Annotated in this window: 14 protein-coding genes; 9 read left to right on the forward strand and 5 right to left on the reverse strand. The window is 68.8% G+C overall.

The window, feature by feature from the left end:
* Positions 1-379: 379 nt before the first annotated feature.
* The 7 genes from OG927_RS31430 to OG927_RS31460 all read left to right on the forward strand — a co-directional run bounded on the left by OG927_RS31430 (position 380) and on the right by OG927_RS31460 (position 13,539).
* A complete protein-coding gene (locus tag OG927_RS31430; RefSeq protein ID WP_330321181.1) occupies positions 380-6,985 on the forward strand; it encodes an amino acid adenylation domain-containing protein in 6,606 nt (2,201 codons plus the stop codon).
* A 2-nt stretch (positions 6,986-6,987) separates the two neighbouring features.
* On the forward strand, positions 6,988-9,120 hold the full coding sequence (locus tag OG927_RS31435; protein ID WP_330321182.1) for a SidA/IucD/PvdA family monooxygenase: 2,133 nt from the start codon (positions 6,988-6,990) through the stop codon (positions 9,118-9,120).
* Positions 9,121-9,217: 97 nt separating this feature from the next.
* Positions 9,218-10,258 (forward strand): ketoacyl-ACP synthase III family protein, encoded by a 1,041-nt coding sequence (locus tag OG927_RS31440; protein ID WP_124280266.1) that lies wholly within the window; start codon positions 9,218-9,220, stop codon positions 10,256-10,258.
* Entirely contained in the window at positions 10,255-12,186 is a 1,932-nt protein-coding gene (locus tag OG927_RS31445) for an HAD-IIIC family phosphatase (RefSeq protein ID WP_330321183.1), read from the forward strand. Before OG927_RS31440 ends, OG927_RS31445 begins: the two co-directional genes overlap by 4 nt.
* Positions 12,179-12,436 carry an acyl carrier protein gene (locus OG927_RS31450; protein WP_056788331.1) on the forward strand — a complete coding sequence of 86 codons (258 nt, stop codon included), beginning with the start codon at positions 12,179-12,181 and terminating at the stop codon, positions 12,434-12,436. Before OG927_RS31445 ends, OG927_RS31450 begins: the two co-directional genes overlap by 8 nt.
* 27 nt (positions 12,437-12,463) lie before the next feature.
* Positions 12,464-12,892: a VOC family protein gene (locus OG927_RS31455; protein WP_056788334.1), complete on the forward strand. Its 429-nt coding sequence runs from the start codon at positions 12,464-12,466 to the stop codon at positions 12,890-12,892.
* Positions 12,893-12,939: 47 nt separating this feature from the next.
* The gene (locus OG927_RS31460) at positions 12,940-13,539 is read left to right on the forward strand and encodes a nitroreductase family protein (protein WP_056788338.1); all 600 of its coding nucleotides are present in this window, start codon (positions 12,940-12,942) and stop codon (positions 13,537-13,539) included.
* A gap of 279 nt (positions 13,540-13,818) precedes the next feature.
* On the opposite strand, the gene OG927_RS31465 is transcribed toward OG927_RS31460, so the two are convergent.
* On the reverse strand, positions 13,819-15,018 hold the full coding sequence (locus OG927_RS31465) for a PP2C family protein-serine/threonine phosphatase (protein ID WP_056788342.1): 1,200 nt from the start codon (positions 15,016-15,018) through the stop codon (positions 13,819-13,821).
* Between the two features lie 319 nt (positions 15,019-15,337).
* Here OG927_RS31465 and OG927_RS31470 point away from each other — a divergent pair, with 319 nt between their 5' ends.
* Positions 15,338-15,694 (forward strand): hypothetical protein, encoded by a 357-nt coding sequence (locus OG927_RS31470; RefSeq protein WP_056788345.1) that lies wholly within the window; start codon positions 15,338-15,340, stop codon positions 15,692-15,694.
* A gap of 101 nt (positions 15,695-15,795) precedes the next feature.
* Here OG927_RS31470 and OG927_RS31475 read toward each other — a convergent pair whose 3' ends face one another.
* Together OG927_RS31475 and OG927_RS31480 are read right to left on the reverse strand one after the other, a co-directional pair.
* A complete protein-coding gene (locus OG927_RS31475) occupies positions 15,796-16,059 on the reverse strand; it encodes a DUF5133 domain-containing protein (RefSeq protein WP_124280264.1) in 264 nt (87 codons plus the stop codon).
* Positions 16,060-16,330: 271 nt separating this feature from the next.
* Positions 16,331-16,798 carry a hypothetical protein gene (locus tag OG927_RS31480; RefSeq protein ID WP_056788353.1) on the reverse strand — a complete coding sequence of 156 codons (468 nt, stop codon included), beginning with the start codon at positions 16,796-16,798 and terminating at the stop codon, positions 16,331-16,333.
* A 268-nt stretch (positions 16,799-17,066) separates the two neighbouring features.
* Here OG927_RS31480 and OG927_RS31485 point away from each other — a divergent pair, with 268 nt between their 5' ends.
* Positions 17,067-17,849: a phosphodiesterase gene (locus OG927_RS31485; RefSeq protein WP_056788357.1), complete on the forward strand. Its 783-nt coding sequence runs from the start codon at positions 17,067-17,069 to the stop codon at positions 17,847-17,849.
* Between the two features lie 641 nt (positions 17,850-18,490).
* Here the strand turns inward: OG927_RS31485 and OG927_RS31490 are convergent.
* Positions 18,491-19,318, reverse strand: a complete 828-nt coding sequence (locus tag OG927_RS31490) for a siderophore-interacting protein (RefSeq protein ID WP_056788362.1) — start codon at positions 19,316-19,318, stop codon at positions 18,491-18,493.
* A gap of 140 nt (positions 19,319-19,458) precedes the next feature.
* Positions 19,459-20,652: an aromatic acid exporter family protein gene (locus OG927_RS31495; protein WP_056788365.1), complete on the reverse strand. Its 1,194-nt coding sequence runs from the start codon at positions 20,650-20,652 to the stop codon at positions 19,459-19,461.
* Positions 20,653-20,728: the final 76 nt, after the last annotated feature.

The raw sequence follows: 20,728 nt of genomic DNA on the forward strand, positions 1-20,728 counted from the left end.
CCCCTCTCGGTTCAGCGTGGCCCGGTGGTCTCGCCGGCGCACGCCCGACGAGACGGACACAGCCGGGTACCAGCGGCGCGGTCCGGGAATCAGGTGTTCAACTGAGGAAGTACATCAGTTGGAATGCCGCCCGGTGGTGCGCGGACGCACTCGATTGACGGGCCCATGAGGGCTGCTTACGGTGGGCGGGATTGCAGTTCCGGCCCGTCGTAGGCATCGCGCCGAAAGGTATCGGCACAGGGGAATTCCCCTGTCTCCTCCGTTCCCCGGATCGCGTGAACCACCGGACTCTTCCGGATGCCACCGGCCGATTGCCGCCCAGACCGTCCCAGGCCGCCCGCTCGCGCCGGCCGATTCCGCGTGCCAGAAGGGCTCTGCCATGACTGGATCGCCGCAGGAGACCGACGCCCACCGACTGCTCGACGAACTGCGCGCCGACGGTGTGAGGTTGTGGGTGCACGGTGACCGTCTGCGGTACCGGTCGGACGAAGGGCTGAGCGCCGGCCGGATGGCCGCGTTGCGCGGTGCCAAGGAACAGATCACCGAGTTGCTGCTGGCGGAGGCGACCGACGGCGCGGCGGGGTCCGGCCCCGCCCCGCGTGTACGACCGGCCGCCGCGGTCGGCCTCGCCGGGCGGGAGCGTCCTTCCGAAGTGCCGCTCTCCGTAGGACAGGAGGGCCTGTGGTTCCTCGACCGGACCGGTGAGACGGGGGCCGCCTACCACGAGCAGTCGGCCGTGCGCCTGGGCGGCGCCCTGGACGAGGCGGCCCTGCACGGGGCGCTGACCGAGCTGGTCCGCCGCCACGAGGCGCTGCGCACCCACTACGCCGATGTCGACGGGGTTCCCCGGCAGATGGTCGAACCCGCCACCGCCCCCGTTCTCCAGAGGCACGACCTGACCGGAGTACCTGCCGACGAGCGCGACGAGGCGTTGCGCGCGGTGCTGCGCACGGCCGCCGCGGCCCACCTCGACCTGGCGGCCCGGTGCCCCATGTCGCTCCAGCTCGTGCGAACCGGCGAGCAGGAGCACGTGATCGCCGTCACGGCCCATCACATCATGATCGACGGGACCTCCTTCGACATCCTCTTCCGTGAACTCGGCGTCCTCTACGACGCGTTCCGCAGGGGTGAGCCCTCACCGCTGCCCGAGCCCCTGGCCCAGTACGCCGACTACGCCCTCTGGCAGCGCGAGACGCTGCGCGGTGAGCGGCTGCGTGAACTCCTCGACTACTGGACCGGCCGTCTCGAAGGTGCCCCCGCCGCTCTGGACATGCCCTTCGACCGCACGCGTCCCGCGACCCCGGGATTCCGGGGCGACGTGGTGCGCTTCAGCCTGCCCGCACCCCTCGTCGAGTCCCTCGCCGCCCTCGGCCACCGCAACCACGCGACCACTTTCATGGTGCTGCTGGCGGCCTACCAGACACTGCTGTCCCGCTGGTGCGGTGAGGACGACATCAGCGTCGGTCTGCCCGTGGACGGCCGGAACCACCCCGACGCCGAGCACCTCGTCGGCTACTTCCTCAACACCCTCGTGCTCCGCTCCGACCTCGGCGGCCGTCCCACTTTCGAGGAACTCGTACGCCAGGTCCGGAGCAACCTCATCGACGCCTACGAACACCGGGATCTCCCCTTCGGGCGCCTCGTCCAGGAAGTCGCCTCCGGCGGCAGGACCGACCACCAGCCCTTGTTCCAGGCGCTCTTCACCTATCTCGCGGAGAGCGAGCTCAGCATGGGCGACCTCGACCTCGAGCGTGTGCACCTGACGGAGAGCACCGCGAAGTTCGACCTTTCCCTGCTGCTCTCCGAGACACCTTCGGGCCGGATAGAAGGTGGCTTCGAGTTCTCCACGGATTTGTTTGATCGGGTTTCTGTGGAGCGGTTGGTGGGTTTGTTTGTGGTGTTGTTGGAGGGGGTGGTGGGTGATGTGGGTGTGGGGGTTCATGAGGTGGGTGTTTTGGATGGTGTGGGTCGGGGGGAGTTGGTGTTGTTCGGTGGGGGTGGTGGTGTTGTTGGTGGTGGGGTTGTTGGTTTGCATGAGTTGTTTGAGCGGCGGGTGGTGGAGTGTCGGGATGCGGTGGCGGTGGTGTGTGGTGGGGTGAGTGTGAGTTATGGGGAGTTGGATGGTTGGGCTAATGCGGTTGCTTTGAGGTTGGTGGAGTTGGGGGTGGGGGTTGATTGTTTGGTGGGTTTGTGTGTGTCGCGTGGGGTGGGGATGGTGGTGGGGATGTTGGCGGTGTTGAAGGCGGGGGGTGGTTATGTGCCTTTGGATCCTGGTTATCCGGAGGCGCGGTTGCGGCATATGGCGGTGGATAGTGGTGTGGGTGTGGTGGTGTGTGATTCGTCTGTGGTGGGGGTGGTTGGTGGGTTGGTTTCCGGGGGTGTGGGTGTGGTGTGTGTGGATGAGGGGGTGTTTCGTTCGGGGTCGGTTGTGGGGCCTGGTGTGGGGGTGTTTTCGGGGGGTGCGGCGTATTGCATTTATACGTCGGGTTCGACGGGTGTGCCGAAGGGGGTGGTGTTGTCGCATGGGAGTGCGGTGGCTTTTGTGGAGTGGGCGGTCGGTGTTTTTGGTGGTGTGAGTGGGGGGTTGTTGTCGCGGGTTCTGGCGTCGACTTCCATGTGTTTTGACTTGTCGGTTTTTGAGGTGTTCGCGCCGTTGGCTGTGGGTGGGTCGGTGGTAGTGGTTCGTGATGTTCTGGAGTTGGCGGAGCGGGCGGTGGTGCCGGTTCCTTCGTTGATTAATTCGGTGCCGTCGGCGGTGGAGGCGTTGGTGGGGGCGTCGGCTTTTCCGGTGGGTGTGGGTGCGGTGAATGTGGCGGGGGAGGTGTTGCGTTCGTCGGTGGTGGATGCGGTGCGTGGGGTGGATGCGGGGGTGCGGGTTTTCAATTTGTATGGTCCGACGGAGGACACGACGTATTCGACGTGGTGTGAGGTGGGTGGGGGTGGTCGGATTACGGTGGGCCGGCCGATTTCGGGGACGCAGGTTTATGTGTGTGACCGGTGGGGTGAGTTGGTGCCGGTGGGTGTGGTGGGGGAGGTGTTTTTGGGTGGTGCGGGTCAGGCGCGGGGGTATTTGGGTCGGCCGGGTCTGACGGCGGAGAGGTTTGTGCCGGATCCGTTCGGTGTGGGGGGTGGTCGGCTGTATCGGACGGGGGATCTGGGGCGGTGGTGTCCGGATGGTGAGTTGGAGTTCCGGGGCCGGGTCGATCATCAGGTGAAGGTGCGTGGTTTCCGGATCGAGTTGGGTGAGATCGAGGCGGTTCTCGACCGGTCGGGTCTGGTGGGTGAGGCGGTCGTCACTGTGGACGAGGCCGGCCCGGCCGGTGGCACCCTCGTCGCCCACCTCGTCCCCGGCCCCGGGCCGTCGTCGGAGGAGTCCCAGTTCCTCGCTGCCGTCGGACGTGAACTACGGGCGGCGCTTCCGGGTTACATGGTGCCGTCGGTGCTGATGGTGCTGGAGGCGCTGCCCCGCACGCCGAACGGGAAGGTCGACCGGGCCGCACTGCCCCGCCCCGGCGTCACCGGTCGGGCTGGGGAGTACACGGCCCCGCGCACCCCGGCGGAGGAGGTCCTGACCGGTATCTGGCAGGACGTCCTGCACGTGGACCGCATCGGCGTGCACGACAACTTCTTCGACCTCGGCGGCCACTCGCTCCTCGTCACCCGGCTCGTCGCCCGCGTACGCCGGGTGTTGCGAGCGGACGTGCGGCTCCGTGACGTCTTCAACGCACCCACCGTGGCCGAACTGGCGAAGACGGTGGAGACGGCCGGTCGTGTCAGTGAGGACGCCCTGACCGCGGGCGCGGGGGACGAACCGCTGGTCGCCTCGTACGCGCAGCAGCGGATGTGGTTCCTGAACCGGATGAACCCGGACAGCGGCCTCTACAACATCGCGGCGGCCTGGCGGCTCGACGGCGAGCTGGACGTCGACGCCCTGGAGCGCGCGCTGAACGCCATCATCCGCCGGCACCAGGTCCTCAGGACGGTCTTTCCCGAGCGGGGTGGCACGCCGCAGCCGGTCGTGCAGGACTTCGTCCGTCGGCGGCTGCCCCTGATCGACGTATCGACGGCCCCGGATCCGGAGGCCCGCGGTGAAGAGGCGGTCGCCGCGGAGGCCGAGCTGCCGTTCGACCTGGCCGAGGGGCCGCTGACCCGGATCGGTCTGGTGCGGCTGGCTCCCCGCCGGCACATCCTGATGGTCAGCATGCACCACATCCTCGGCGACGACTGGTCACTCGAGGTGCTGCTCACCGAGCTGTCCGCCCTCTACAGCGGCTTCGTCGAGGGCCGGCCGGCGGCCCTTCCCGAACTGCCCGTCCAGTACGCCGACTTCGCACGGTGGCAGAACCGCATGCTGGAGGACCGCGAGCTCGAGGAGCACCTCGCCTTCTGGCGTACCTACCTCGACGGCGCCGAGCACGCGCTCGACCTGCCCACCGACCACCCCCGGCCCCCGATGCCGAGCCACAACGGGGGGACGGCGTCGTTCACCCTCACTCCCGAACTCAGCGACGCGCTGCGCGAGATCAGCCGCGAGTTCGACGCCACGGTCTTCATGACCGTCGCCACCGCCTTCAACATCCTGCTGCACCGCTACAGCGGCCAGGACGACTTCTGCGTCGGATACGCGGTCGGCAACAGGGACCGGCTGGAGACCGAGAACCTCATCGGCCTCTTCGTCAACACGCTGGTCCTGCGTTCCCGACTGTCGCCCGGGGACACCTTCGCGTCTCAGCTCCGGCAAGTCCGCGCGTCCATGCTGCGTGCCGACGTTCACCGTGATCTGCCGTTCGAGAAGCTGGTCGAGGAGATCCAGCCCGTCCGCGACCTCTCCCGGCACCCCCTCTTCCAGGTGACCTACAGCTACACCACGACGCACGGGTCGAAGACGGGCCACGGCACCTCGGTGCCCGGTTTCGGTAACCGGGACATCACCCTCCCCGGCCTGGACATCGGCTTCTACGAGCGTGACTCCAGGACAGCCAAATTCGATCTGGCCTTCTTCCTCTCCGAGACCGGACCCGGAAACGGTCTCGAGGGCGAGATCGAGTTCTCCACGGATTTGTTTGATCGGGTTTCTGTGGAGCGGTTGGTGGGTTTGTTTGTGGTGTTGTTGGAGGGGGTGGTGGGTGATGTGGGTGTGGGGGTTCATGAGGTGGGTGTTTTGGATGGTGTGGGTCGGGGGGAGTTGGTGTTGTTCGGTGGGGGTGGTGGTGTTGTTGGTGGTGGGGTTGTTGGTTTGCATGAGTTGTTTGAGCGGCGGGTGGTGGAGTGTCGGGATGCGGTGGCGGTGGTGTGTGGTGGGGTGAGTGTGAGTTATGGGGAGTTGGATGGTTGGGCTAATGCGGTTGCTTTGAGGTTGGTGGAGTTGGGGGTGGGGGTTGATTGTTTGGTGGGTTTGTGTGTGTCGCGTGGGGTGGGGATGGTGGTGGGGATGTTGGCGGTGTTGAAGGCGGGGGGTGGTTATGTGCCTTTGGATCCTGGTTATCCGGAGGCGCGGTTGCGGCATATGGCGGTGGATAGTGGTGTGGGTGTGGTGGTGTGTGATTCGTCTGTGGTGGGGGTGGTTGGTGGGTTGGTTTCCGGGGGTTTGGGTGTGGTGTGTGTGGATGAGGGGGTGTTTCGTTCGGGGTCGGTTGTGGGGCCTGGTGTGGGGGTGTTTTCGGGGGGTGCGGCGTATTGCATTTATACGTCGGGTTCGACGGGTGTGCCGAAGGGGGTGGTGTTGTCGCATGGGAGTGCGGTGGCTTTTGTGGAGTGGGCGGTCGGTGTTTTTGGTGGTGTGAGTGGGGGGTTGTTGTCGCGGGTTCTGGCGTCGACTTCCATGTGTTTTGACTTGTCGGTTTTTGAGGTGTTCGCGCCGTTGGCTGTGGGTGGGTCGGTGGTAGTGGTTCGTGATGTTCTGGAGTTGGCGGAGCGGGCGGTGGTGCCGGTTCCTTCGTTGATTAATTCGGTGCCGTCGGCGGTGGAGGCGTTGGTGGGGGCGTCGGCTTTTCCGGTGGGTGTGGGTGCGGTGAATGTGGCGGGGGAGGTGTTGCGTTCGTCGGTGGTGGATGCGGTGCGTGGGGTGGATGCGGGGGTGCGGGTTTTCAATTTGTATGGTCCGACGGAGGACACGACGTATTCGACGTGGTGTGAGGTGGGTGGGGGTGGTCGGATTACGGTGGGCCGGCCGATTTCGGGGACGCAGGTTTATGTGTGTGACCGGTGGGGTGAGTTGGTGCCGGTGGGTGTGGTGGGGGAGGTGTTTTTGGGTGGTGCGGGTCAGGCGCGGGGGTATTTGGGTCGGCCGGTTCTGACGGCGGAGAGGTTTGTGCCGGATCCGTTCGGTGTGGGGGGTGGTCGTCTGTATCGGACGGGGGATCTGGGGCGGTGGTGTCCGGATGGTGAGTTGGAGTTCCGGGGCCGGGTCGATCATCAGGTGAAGGTGCGTGGTTTCCGGATCGAGTTGGGTGAGGTCGAGGCGGTTCTCGACCGGTCGGGTCTGGTGGGTGAGGCGGTCGTCACCGTGGACGAGGCCGGCCCGGCCGGCGGCACCCTCGTCGCCCACCTCGTCCCCGGCCCCGGGCGGACCACGGGCCAGGGACTCCTCGACGAGATCGAGCAAGCCCTGCGAGCCACGCTTCCGGGTTACATGGTGCCGTCGGTGCTGATGGTGCTGGAGGCGCTGCCCCGCACGCCGAACGGGAAGGTCGACCGGGCCGCACTGCCCCGCCCGGGTGACGTCTCCCGGCACGACCGCACACCGCCGCGTACCCCGGCCGAGGAGACCCTCGCCGGCATCTGGCAGGACGTCCTGCACCTGGACCGCATCGGCGTGCACGACAACTTCTTCGACCTCGGCGGCCACTCGCTCCTCGTCACCCGACTCGTCGCCCGCATACGGGACGAGATGGGCGTGGAGGTACCGCCGCAGAGGTTCTTCGAGGATCCCACCGTGGCGGCCGTCGCGGCGTTCACCGAGACCCGGACCATAGGAGTGCTGTGAGCATGTCTAGTGAGGCAGGCGCTGTTTTCCCCTGTGCGAACGGCCGGCCGGCCGCCGAGGTCGCACCCGGGCCCTCCCGGGGAAGCCATCCGGCGGATCCCTACGACCTGATCGGCGTGGGCTTCGGTCCCTCCAACCTGGCTCTGGCGATCGCGGTCGAGGAACTCGACCCCGGACGAAGCTGCCTGTTCCTGGAGCGCAACACCGGCGTCCGCTGGCATCCGGGCATGCTGATCGAGGGCGCCAGGATGCAGATCTCCTACCTCAAGGACCTGGTCTCCCTGCGGAACCTGGCCAGCCCCTATACCTTCCTCTCCTACCTGAAGGCCAAGGGCAGGCTCGAGAAGTTCATCAACGTCGGGGCGAGCAGGCCGACACGCCTGGAGTACCAGGACTATCTGAGCTGGGTCGCCGAGCACTTCGGCCATGTCGTCAGGTACGAGTCCGAGGTGGTCGCCGTCGTCCCGGTGGCGGGCCCCGGTTCGGAGACACTGGACCTCCTCCGCGTCCGGGTCCGTGACGCGGGATCCGCCGAGTTCCGTGACCTCTATGCCCGCAACGTCGTCCACGCGGGCGGCGGCACCCCGCGCCGGGGAGCGCCGGGACAGATATGCGACGCGTCGTCGGTCATCCATTCCAGCACCTTCCTGGACGCCTTCCCCGCACGGTTCCCGGACCACGACGCCGCCCTCGACCTCGGGGTGGTGGGCGACGGCCAGAGCGCCGCCGAGATCACCAGCCATGTGCTCAAGGGCTACCCGAACGCGCGGGTCCACCTCTTCGTCCCCGGATACGCACTGCGGGCCACGGACAACAACCCCTTCGCGAACGAGCAGTTCTACCAGCGCAACGCCGGGGAGTTCTACGCCAGTGGGGCCCGACGGCGGACGATACTCAGGACCGAACTCCGCAACACCAACTACGGTGCGGTGGAGGCAGGACATCTCGACGAGCTGTACGACATCACCTACGCGGACGAGGTGCGGGGCGCTCCGCGGCTGGTGGTGCACCGTGCCTCACACGTCTCCCGGGTGGTCGAGGACGGCGAGCGGCTGAGCGTCGAGGTGCGCGACCGGACGGACGGTCCCGACCGGACGATGGTCTGCGACGGCCTGGTGCTCGCCACCGGCTACACCCGGGAGCTGCACCCCGCGGTCTTCGGGGAGCTCACCCCGCTGCTGTCGCGTGACGAGTCGGGTGAACTGCTCGTCACGGCCGACTGCAGGGTGCGCACCGACGAGCGCGTCACCGCCGGTTTCTACGTCCAGGGGTACGCGGAGTCCGCGTACGGCATCGGCGACACCCTGCTGTCGCTGCTGCCCTTCAGGTCACAGCAGATCGTCGACGACATCCGGGGCCGGCTCCCCGCCGGACGCCCGGTGGCCGTCGAGGAGTCGGCCCCCTACCCGCCGAGCCACTACGTGGAGACGGACCTGGACCGGATCCGTTCCCTGATGGAGCGGTTCAACTTCGCCACGGTCATCTCCGTCGCCCGGGACGCGCGAGTCCTGGTGACCCATGTCCCGCTGGTGGTGGAACGCGACCGGGGTGGCGAGCACGGCATGCTCATCGGCCACCTCGACCGGTCCAACCCCCAGGTGGAGCTCCTGCGCGACCGTCCGGTCACCGTCGTCTTCCACGGCCCCGACGCCTATCTCTCGCCGGACGTCCTGAAGGCGGACAGGCTGCCCACCTGGAACTCGATGTCCGTCCACGTCCGGGGGCACGCCAGGCTGTTCTCCGGCAGGGACGAACTGATGCGCGTCTTCAACGGCCTGTGCGAACAGGCCGAAGGGGAGTCCGGCTCCTACTGGCTGCGGCCGGACGACACCCGGATCGAGCAACTGCGCGGCCAGGTCGTCGGGTTCGAGGTCGACATCCATGAACTGACCGGCAGGTTCAAGCTGTCGCAGGAACTCGACGAGGCCAACCGCGAGCTGGCGGCCGCCGACATGGCTCGCGGCACGAGTGCGGAACGGCAGGCGTTCATCGAGCGGGCCTTCGACCTGCAACCGAGGCCCGACGTCCTCGGTCCTCCGGGCGGGCCCGGCGTCGGCGGCTGCCCGGTGGGCGGGGCCCGGGCCGCCGGCGGGACGACAGCCGTCGCGGACAACGAGAGGGAGACCGCGCGGTGACCGCACGCTGACCCGAATCAGGCCCACGATCCCGGACCGGCCCGGCAGGTGCCGGACGGGGAGCCGGGGACGACAACTCGGAAGGAGACCGTGTCCCATGCGGTGGAACGGAATCTATGTCAATGCCTGCGCGGCCGTGCTCGGCCGCGGTGAGCAGACCGCGGTCGCCGTGGCAGAGGGCCGCTACGACGCCGACGAGGCCGCCGCGGACGGCTTCCTGTCCATCAGCGTCATCGACGACGGGCCCGCGGTCGAGCTCGCCGTGAAGGCGGGCGGCCTGGTGATGGCCCGCAGCACGGCGTCCGACGACATCGCCCTGGTCGTCCACTCCAGCTGCAACTACCAGGGCCTCGACCACTTCGCCCCGGCCTCCTACGTCCAGGGCCGCACCGTCGGCGGCTGCGCCGCCGCGGTCGAGGTCAAGCAGTACTCCAACGGCGGGCTCGCCGCCGTGGAGATCGCGGCGGCCTATCTCGCCAACTGCTCCGACACGTCGAGCGCGTTGCTCACCACCAGCGACATCTTCGCCTTGCCCGCCTTCGACCGGTACCGCTCCGACAAGGGAGTCGTGTTCGGTGACGGTGGCACCGGCCTGGTGCTCTCCCGGGCCGGCGGGGTGGCCCGGCTGCTGTCGACGGCCGTGATCAGCGACGGCACCTACGGCGCGGTCTACCTCGGCAACAGCCCCTTCGAGGAACAGGCTCCGGACGCCGGAGTGGTCGACCTGCGGTCCAGGCGCGCCGACTACCTCGTCGACAACGGCGAACTCCTCCTCAAAATAGTCCAGTCGCTCACCGAACGGCAGCAGGAGAGCGTCTCGGTCGCCCTGGCCGACGCCGGTCTCGAAGCGGGGGACATCGACCGCTGGGTCCTCACCAACGTCGGCCGCACCCTGGACGACGTCGAGTTCCGGGAGATGTTCGGGATCGAGGAGGAGAAGACCACCTGGGAGTGGGGCCGCAGGGTCGGTCACATCGGCGCCGCGGACCAGATAGCCGGCCTCACCCACCTCCTGGAGACCGGTGATGTCGGCCCGGGCGACCGGGTCGCCCTGTGCGGCATCGGCATGGGATTCACCTACGCCTGTGCCGTGGTCGAGATCCTCGAGCGGCCCCAGTGGCCGGCCGAAGCGTCATGACCGGTCCCACCTCTTCCGGTCCCACCCCTTCCGGACCCGCGCCGACGGACGACCTGCTCGAACGCGTCGACGCCCTGCTCCGGTCACCGGAGGCGACGGACCCGGACCTCGGGGACCAGCTCGCCCGGGCCGAGGACCCGCTCCTGCTCTGCGAGGCAGGCATCCTGCTGGAGAACGTCACCGCGGCGCGGGTCTCCCGTACCGCACCACGCCGTACGACGCCGCTGCGGATCGCCGTCGCAGCCACCTTCACCGCCGACGGAGTGGTGCCGCTCCTGCGGACCGCACTGCTGGCCTCCGGACTCGACGCCGAGATCCACCTCTGCCCCTACGGCCGGCTCGACGACCAGCTCACCGACCCGGCGTCCGCCCTGGCGGCCTTCCGGCCCGAGGTGACGCTCTGCCTCCGGGATTCCGGCTCGCTGCTCCCCGCCGACTGGGACCCTTCGGATCTGGACGCGGTGCGTGACGTCCTCCTCGAACAGGTCGCCGCCACCGGCATGGCGGCGGCCGGCTTCGCGGAGCGCACCGGCTCCGCCGTCCTGCTGCACACGGTGCCGTTGCCCCGCCCCGACCGGGACAGCGTGATCGGCTACCGGTCCAGGGCCGCGCTCGGCCGGATCTGGCGGGAGGCCAACACCCTGCTGCTGCGAGCGGGCGAAGAGCACGCCGGGGTGTACGCCTTCGACCTGGAGGCGGCGCTCGCCGACGCCCCCGGTCCGCTGCGGGACGAACGGCGCTACCGCTTCGGCCGGATGGCATGGACGCCCCACGTCGAACTCGTCTGCGCCCGGGAGGCGGCGGCGTTCGCCCGCGGTGTCACCGGCCTCGGCCGCAAAGTCCTCGTACTCGACCTGGACAACACCCTGTGGGGAGGCGTCGTCGGTGACGACGGCCCTGCCGGCATCGAACTGGGCACCCTGTACCCGGGGGACTGCTACACCGACCTCCAGCGCCGCGCCCTCGCCCTGCGGCGCCAAGGGGTATTGCTCGCCGTGTGCAGCAAGAACGACGCCGGCCTGGTGAACCAGGTGCTCGCCGACCATCCGGACATGGTGCTGCGGCCGGACGACTTCGTCGCCGTGCTGGCCGACTGGCAGCCGAAGGACACCCGGATCGCCGCGTTGGCCGAGGAACTCTCGCTGGGACTCGATGCGTTCACGTTCGCCGACGACAGTGCCTTCGAGTGCGGCCTGGTCCGTGGCTCGCTGCCCCAGGTGGACGTCGTCCATCTGGAGGGCGACCCGGCGGGCCACTCCTCGAAAATCCTCGACCCGGCCCGTTTCGCACAGCTGGGCACCACCGTCACCGACACCGAGCGCACCACCCTCTACCGGAAGCGGCGTGCGAGACACCGGTTCGGCGCCACCCAGGGATCGGTCGAGGAGTATCTCAGTGGGTTGGGCATCCAGGTGCTGGTGGGTGCGGCCGACGAGTTCACCCTGCCCCGTCTGGTCCAACTGGAGTTACGCACCAGCCAGTTCAACATGACCGGCGCAGCCCACGGTGAGGCACTCACCCGCCGGATGGCCGGATCGGCCGACCACGCCGTGCTCACCGTGGAGGTGACCGACCGCTTCGGCGCCGAGGGCGTGGTCGGAGGGGTGTGGCTGGACCGCGGCCCCGAACGCTGGACGGTGCGGAACATGGTCCTCAGCTGCCGGGTGCTCTCCCGGGGCGTCGAACGGGCTGTGCTCCAGCACGTCGCCGACCGGGCCGGGGCGGAGGGAGCCACCCTGCTGGAAGCGGACTACACACCGACGGAACGCAACGGGCCCGCGGCGTCCCTCTACCCCGACGCCGGCCTCTCCCGCCGAGAACAGGACCCCGACGGCACCCTGCACTACCTGGCACGGCTCGACGAGCTCATGCCCCTCACCCCCGACTGGATCGCCCTCGCCCCCAAGGAGACCCTCGACCATGCCTGACGTGATGAGCACCCTGCCCGGCCTCGTAGCCCGCGTCACCCGGCACCCGGCGGACGAGATCACCGCCGACTCGCGGTTCTCGGGGCTCGGCCGCTGGGGCAGCCTGGTGGCCGTACGCCTGCTCGCCAACATCGAGCAGACCTATGGAGTCCGGCTCGACCTGCGGGACTACCTGAAGATCGGGACGGTGGGGGAGCTGGCCGACGAGATCTCCCGCCACCTCGCCGCCCGGGCCACCCCCGCCGGATGACCACCGCCGCAGACGAGGGGCCCTGCCATGATCCTCGGGATCGACCACGTCGGGTTGGTCACGTCCGACCCCGTGAGGGCGGGCGCCCAGCTCGCCGCACTCGGCCTGACCAGGACCGACCACGGCATCGCCACTGCCTACCGGGTCGCCTGCGAGTTCTGGGGCCTGCCCGGACTCTCCTCGGGGACGGAGATCGAGCTGGTCTCCCCGACCGGCCCGGGTTCCGCGGTCGACGGGCGCCTCGACGAGCAGGGGCCCGGTCTCTACCACCTCGCCCTGATCGTGGACGACCTCGCCCACGAGACGAGCAGACTGCGTGAACAAGGGCTCCTCGCGCTCGACACCGAACCCTGCCGCGGGGCCCGGCCAGGCATGAGCGTGGCCTTCATGTACCTGCCGGAGCCCACGGAACTTCTGGTCGAACTCGTCCACTACGAGCGGTTCCCGGCCCGATAGCGCCTCGACGCGACGCGGGTCGGGTACGAACAGAGAGAGGAATCCCCATGGATGTCATGACCGCGGTGCTGACACGCCGCAGTGAGCACGTGCTCCACGCGCCCGCACCGGACGACGCGGAGTTCACGTACCTCCTCAGGGGGGCGAGCCTCGCTCCCGACCACGGCAGGCTCCGCCCCTGGCGCTGGATCCTGCTGCGCAGCGAAGAGCGAGCCGAACTCGGACTGAGCATCGCAGCCGAGACGGACGCCGGTGCGGCGGAGACGGAACGGCTGAGGAACAAGTACCAGCGAGCCCCCTTGTCCGCGGCGCTGGTCTTCGCCCCCCGCGAGCACCCGGTCCCGGAGTGGGAACAGCTGGCGGCCGCCAGCTGCATGGCGCACTCGCTGATGCTGCTGCTGCACGCCAGGGACTACGGCAGCATATGGCGGACGGGCCGGCTCGCCACCAGCTCCGCGGTCGGGGAGTTCCTCGGCCTGCGAGGCTCCGAGCGGCTCCTCGGAATCCTGGACATCGGTACCCCGGACGCCGCCTCGGGGCGGAGCCGGCGGGTCCCCGACGACGTGTCGGGGAACATCACCCGCTTCAAGGTGCCCGGAGACCGGGCGCCAGGCCCCGCCCCGGCCGGGAGCCAGGGCGGGAGGTGAACGCCTGGGCGGGCCGGTCGCGCCGTCGTCGGTCGCCGTCCCCGCGGCGACCCGGCTCAGCTGTGGGTCCGTAGTGCGCGCCGGCGGTGTACCGGTCTCGTACTGTCGTAGCACGGGGCCCCGGGCAGCCGCTCTTCCGGGACCGAGCGCCGGTGCCGGCGCCGGAGGGAGGACGAACGCGCCCCGGCCCTCGGCGCCGCGGATCGCATGGGTGCCAGGCAGCGTCCGGCGCCGGGAAAGCACGTGCGATGCAGTGACGTGACGGAGGGCCGGAGCAGGTCACTGCGCCGCGCGAGCACCTGACCGGGTGGCCTTCTCCGTTCCGTGCCAGTCCAGCATGAGGACGGTGGCGTCGTCCTTCAGATTGCCGCGGCAGGCGTTCAGTACCGCTGCCGTCAGGGCGCGAACGGCCTCCCTGGGATGCCAGGAGCGGGTGTCGCGCACGAGCGAGGCCAGGTCGACAGCCGAGGCGCCTCGTTCCTGCATGCCGTCGGTGAGCAGGACCAGACGGTCGCCCGGATTCAGCTGCAGCTTCTGGAGCTGGTACGAGTTGGGAGCCGCCACACCGAACGGCAGATTGACGGCCAGCTTGACCTCCTCGGCCTCGGCCTCTCCCTCCCGGAGCCGCAACGGCCAGGGATGCCCCGCATTGACCAGCTCGCAGGCGCCCGTGTCGAGGCGGACGCAGAGCAGTTGTCCGGTGGCCAGCCCACGACTGTGGGTCAGCAGGGCCTCGTGGACCTGATGGGCCTGGCGGAGGGCGTCGCAACCGGTGCGGCGGGCCCCGCGCAACGCACCCGTGACCAGCGTGGCCAGCAGGGCGGACTCCGTGTCGTGGCCCATGGCATCGGTGATGGACAGGTGCAGCGTCTCCCGGTCGAGCGTGTAGTCGTAGGTGTCGCCCCCGATGTCGTCCGCCGGCACCAGGCCGGCGGCGAGGGTGAACTGAGGCGCCTCGCAGCAGGAGGACGACGGAAGCAGCTGGTGCTGGATCTCGGCTGCGAGGCTGGTCCGGGTGGTGCGCCGTCCCGCGTGGTACAGGTCGGTGAAGCGGCGATCCGTGACGATGATGTAGGCCAGCGCATGGGCCACGTCGTTGATCTGCCGCAGAACGGTGTCGTCTGTGTACTGCAGAGTCACCTCCAGCAAGCCGATGCAGTCACCGCGATTGGTCACGGGCGAGATCACGCGCCGCCCGCCTTGACCGTCCGTCTCCACTTGCTGGAGCTGTCTGCGCAGAACCGTCTCGTAAATGCTGCCCTGCAAATCGATCTGCTCGGCCGTGTCCTCCTTCTCTCCTTCTGTGGGCGCGTTCAGGCGTAGTAGGCGCTGCCCCAGAAGATCGACGAACAGGAACGACACCGACTGCGCCCCGAAGCGCTTGCGAAGGTCGTGCGCGATGACGTCGACGGACTCTCCGGGCGGCCGGGACTCCGCTGCGGCCAGAAGTTCGGCCAGTTCCAGATCTCCCACATTCATGGCAGCCTCCCATCGTTTGTCGACAACTCCTGCCCCGGAATTCGCCGACCGCACCCGGTACGTCCTGCGTGCCCGGTCGCAGGGTTCCGTTTCTCCGGCACGTTCACGATGCGGTGTGATGCAGCCGGCCTTGCAGCTGGTCCGCCTGACGCCGCGCCACGGTCCTCCGGCGCCGGGCCGCGGCGGTCCCCGGAGGCGATGAGGCGGCTTTGCAGGGCCGACCGGGGCATTGGACGGTTCCGGGCCGCATCGAGTCGGCTCGCGGGGGCATATGGAAGTCCCGCGGCCGTACGATTCGGCTCTTGCAAGAGGAGACGACATGGAAACGCTCTGGGCCTGCCCCGCACAGCTGAACCGCTCGCTGGACGATGAGGTGATCGGTTACGAGATGGAAGCCCCGGACGGGAGTGTCGGCACCGTCGTCAGGACCTCCCAGGTCCCTGGCTTCGACCACCTGGTGGTCGATGCCGGGATCTGGAAGTTCGGCAGAAGCGTCGTCGTGCCGGCCGGCATGGTGACCAGCGTCGATGACGCCGCACGCGTGATCCATGTCGGATGCAGCAGGGAGCAGATCAAGGAGGCCCCTCGCTTCGAGCGCGACCAGGACACCGGCGATCTCTTCTATCTGCAGAAGCTGGGCGCGTACTACGAGTCGCCGGCCGTTGCCGCGGAATGACGGCGCGGCCCGGCCGCCGGACGGGAACGCATCGACGGCGGGCACGCCGGGCCCCTCCTGGGGGACCGGCAACCCGCCGTCGCCGTAGAACTGCTGACCGATCAGGCGCTCTGGAGACTGTCGTCCTGCTGCGTCCCGGTGGTCCCGCACCTGGCAGAAGAGCCCAGGGGCTGAACGCCGAGCATGCTGTCGGCGAGACGGAGGGCCTCCGCGATCTGCCGGGTGCCGGTCATCACGCACAGCGTGTACGTGGCGTCCTCGACGGCCCGGGCCGTCGAACCCGTGGAGCGGCGAGCGTCCTCGATGCGCGCGTCGGCATAGCGGGCCAGAGCATTTCGCAGGTCCTGAGGACCAGGTGTCAGCACAGCGTGTTCTCCTTGGGATTCGATACACGTCCGGTGCGGGCCGCGCGTCATCGCGTGTGCCGCCGTCACGCGTGTACCCGCTTCCGAGCGGAGTACGCTCCCCGCCCGTGCGCACACCGACCATGCGTCCGGCCCGCGACGATGTGTCATCGCGGGCCGATGACCGGAAACCACGTCCGGTACGTGAGCGGTGGGACGGGATGCGGAGACCGAGGCAGGCTTCGGCTTCGCCGGAGCGGCGCCGACCGGTGGTGTCACCCCTCGACGCGGGTCAGGTCGACCTGGTCATCCAACCGGAGCACGAGCCTGCCTTGATCGTCTTGGGTCCCCAGTTACCGAGGCAGGCACGGAAACGGATGCTGTCGTTGGAGCCGTCGGGGAAGTCCTTGTTCTTGTAGCGGACGGCACCGACACCGTCCGCATTGAAGGTGGCGCCGTAGCGGACGACGCGGTTCTGGCCGTCTCGGATTTCCCAGTCCACAACGGCGGAGTAGCCGTCCGACTTTCCGTCGTAGAGGTAGAACCAGTCTCCCAGCGCGGAGTAGCAGACGGTGGCCGACCGGTCGTTTCCGCCGATGCCGGCGCATTCCCAGCTGTCCACACTGGAAGGGCCCGTGGTCGCGGTGGCACGTTCGGTCTCGGCGGAAGCGGCGGATGCCTGGGTGACGGTCAGGAGAACAGCGGCGGACAGGGTGCCGGCGAGAGTGCCTATGCGCCGGAGGGAGCGATTTTTGATCACAAGGTTCCTTTGCTGAGCTCTACGCGGTCGAAGGCCGCCATCATTCCCAGCCACCCGAGCATGGTCAACCTGTTAAACGAAGGCCCTACGCCTTTGTGCTGAGGTACTCCGTCAGGGGTGGGGCGCCGCGCGCACCGCTCGGCCGCACTGCCTGGTGGAAGCCGGTCCCGGTTTCGGTGGTGCCACAACCACGCTTTCTCGGCTACGAGTTCACCCTGGAAGCGGACACACGACCGTGACGATCCCACCGGTGCGGGAGTATGCAGGTATGACCGTATCCATCGCGCACCTCAGTGATCCGCACCTGAAGACCGGCTCGCTCGCCGGCGCTCCCGCAGAGGGTTTGTACCGAGCCCTCGGCCGTGTTCTCACGATCGATCCGGCGCCCGACTGCGTGGTGATCACCGGCGACCTGGTGGATCGGGGCGGTGCGGAGGACTACAGGGCGCTGCGTGAGGTGATCGAGCGCTTCCCCCTGCCTCTGCACCTGGTGGCCGGCAACCACGACGAACCCCGAGCCCTGTTGGACGAGTTCGCCGGAACGCGATTCATGGGTGACGGGGCCGAGGCGCGCTATGCGGTGGACTACGCCGCGTTCACCCTCGTCACCCTGGACTCGACGGTGCCCGCGTCGCCGGGCGGCCATCTGGGCGCCACCCAGCTCCGATGGCTCGATGAAGTGCTGCGGCGCAGGCCGCAGGTTCCGGCGATCATCTGCCTGCACCACCCTCCGATGGCGGTCGGCATTCCGTACCTGGACGGGATGGGCCTGGACGACGGCAAGGACCTGGCCGACGTACTCGCCCGGCACGGGAATGTCGTGCGCGTGCTGGCGGGTCACGTTCACCGCTCCATCACCGCCCCCTTCGCGGGCAGCACCCTGGCCATCGCCCCCAGCACCCACCTCCAGAGCGGTTTGGCTCTCCAGGGCGGCATCCCCGACTTCGTCCCTGAGCCGACGTCGTTCCTGCTTCATCTGCTGGCCGGCTCCTCCTGGGTCACCCACAGCGTTGCCGTCAGCCATGCCGCAGGTCCGGTCGCCACCTTCTGACAGGTCCGGGCCGCGGTCCTCAGGCCCGCGACCGTGACGGCATCACGTTCCGCCGTACGCGGAGCGGCAGCCGGCACGGACGCGGTCAGCGTCTACGGTGCCACCACGCCACATCCGGATCCGCCAGAGGCTCGGGGTACGTTCGTCCGAGCAGCACCACGTCCAGACGTTCGACCTGTACCCGCAGTTCGGTGGCGGCCTTCGGCGGCAGCAGACGCAGGGCATCCTGCAGCTTGTCCCGGGCCCACCCCTCTCCGCAGCACCGGCAGGTGAATTCGGCCTCCCACTGCCTCCACCGGCGCTCAGTTCCGTGGACGCGCACGGACCATACGCTCAGTGCCACTGACACGACGCCCGGAGACAACCGCTCCCGTTCGAGAACGCGGATGGCGGCGTTCGCCGGTCCCGACAGACCCGGAACATCGCGATACCGGATCCAGGGCCTTCCTCGAGGGAGTTGCCGCGGTCGAAGTGAGGCCGGTCTTCTACGAGGCACGACCCCTTCGCATGCACGTCATGCACGGCATCCTCCCACGACCCGTGTCGGGCCGGACACGTCTGCGAGTCGGAGGGCGGGGAGCGTGGGAGCGCCCCCGTGCACAGGACCTCAGCCGGAGGTCCCGCGAACCCGCCCCCGGGTGTCAGACCCGCGCGACCTTCTCCTTCTTCTCGCTCTTCCAGAAGCCCGAGAAGGTGATGCGCCCTTTCGGCAGACCTGCTCGGACGAGGTGGCGCCGGCCCTCGGCGGCGAGGGTCGACTCGCCCACGACGAACGCGTAGCCCGCCTCGTCGACGGTGTCGTGCCGACGGAGTTCCTCCAGGGCGGCTGCGCCGGGCACGGCGGTCGCGTCGTCGCGGATCACCCAGGTCACCGACACACCGGCCGGCGCGTCCAGTGGACGGCGGTCCTCGGCGTGCGGGATCTCCTGGATGACCCGTCCTACGGTGTCGCGCGGGAGGGAGCGGAGGATGCCCGCCGTCGACGGCAGGCCGCTCTCGTCGGCGACCACGAGCACCTCGGTGGCGTCGTCCGGGCGGTCGAAGATGAGGCCCTGGTCCAGCAGGGCGACCGGGTCACCGGGGCGGGCCGCGCACGCCCATATTGCCGCAGCGCCCTCGAGTTCACCCTCCGGCCCGCAGTGCACGACGAAGTCGATGTCCATCTCGGCTGCTTCGGGGCGGAAGCCGGCGACGGTGTAGTTGGCGCAGTGCGGCCGCACGTCCTCCGGGATGGCGAAATAGGGGTCCCACCATCGCGCGCCGGTCAGCTCGGGGAGTACGAACTCCACCTGGTGCGGCAGGCGCAGGAAGAGCCGGAACCAGTGGTCGTACCCCAGCCACGGGAAGTCGACGAGGGTGGCACCGGTGATCGTCACCCGTTGTATCGACGGAGTGAAGCGCTCGCTGCGGACCACTTCGCCACGGAACAGACCGGGATGCTTGGGCATGAGCCTGGGGGTTTTCGACACGAACGAAGGTTAGCCTAAGCTAATCTCATCCCCAACCCCCGGGTGAGCCGGCACGTTGCCCTACCGACGTCCCCTTCACCCTGGGGGTCAGTGGTCGGGCACCGCGTGCTCAGGGAGTGTCCCGAGATGCGGTCCCGGGCTCACTCCGCACTCCGGGCGGCGTGGAGCAGGACGTCGGAGGTGTACCGGAACTCTTCCAGGAGCCGTGTCGCCTCGGTGACGAGGACGCCGTACGGGGCAGAGGGGTCGGCGAGGGACAGGGACAACCGGCGGGTCTCCTCGATCACCTCGTCGCGGCGGGCCTCCGCCCTGTCGGTGAGCAGATCCAGCTCCTCCGCCTGAGGGAGCAGAGTCGTCTCGTCCAGGGTCGTCAGCACTTCGGCGACGGCGCCGACGGACTCCAGGAACGCCGCGTACCGCAGGAGGAAGGGTCGTCGGGCCTCGTCCTCCTCGCGGTACCGGTCGAGTCCGCGTGCGAGGGCCGCCACCTGGTAGAGCGTGCGTTCCAGGGCGCCGAGCACCGCCTCGTAGCCCTGGAACCCCGGGTGGCCCCGGTAGCGCAGCATCAGACGCCGAGGATTGAGCAGGGCGCTCTCCTTGGCTGTCCGGAGCCCCGTCCGAGCCTGTTCGATCATCCCTCCCGTACGTGCGGCGCGGGCCCGCCACTGCCCTGTGGAGTCCTGGTCGGGTACTCCCTCGGCGAGCACGGGATACATGTCGGCGAGGAGGCCGTGGAGGGTGTGAGCGAGGCTCCGGATGCTGTACTCGGCGCTTCGGTAGCGCAGCGGCGGCGCCACGAGGACGTTGACGGCGGTGCCGATCGCGCAGCCGATCAGGACGAGCAGCACGATCTCTCCCAGCTGGGAGAATCGTTCGGAGTCCCCGGACGAAGAGGTGTAGGTCGAGAAAGCGAAGAAGGCGGCAGTGGCGACCTGAGGACCCTGGACGCCCAGAAGGGGCCAACGCCCGATGGTGAGGGCGATGAGGGCGACAAGGACGAAGGTCAGGAGGTCGGGGCCGGCGAGGAAGCCGAGAGCGGCCTGCACCAGGACCCCCGCGACGACCGCCCCGACGTAGCGCAGAGATTGCACGACCGAGCGGTACACGGTCACCTGCATGATCAGCACCGCCGAGAACGGGGCGAACGCGGGCGAGCTCGCGTCGAGAGCGTAGGAGGAGGTCGCCCAGGCCAGCGTGGCGGCGAGGGCGCTCTTCCCGATCACGAGCAGGGTGTCGCGCTCGTCTCCCGAGTACGAGAAAGCGCGCCGCCACCAGTGGGTCAGCGCGGCGAACCGCCCCGTGTCCGGTCGTCCGGTCGTCGTGCCAGGAGTCATGAAGGCTTCGTCCTCCGGCTCTCGGAGTCTCTGGAACCGCTGTCGGTCCGGTTCAGGTGTCCGCGTCGCGGTCTTT

This window comes from Streptomyces clavifer (genome assembly GCF_036345975.1).
GTDB lineage: Bacteria > Actinomycetota > Actinomycetes > Streptomycetales > Streptomycetaceae > Streptomyces > Streptomyces clavifer.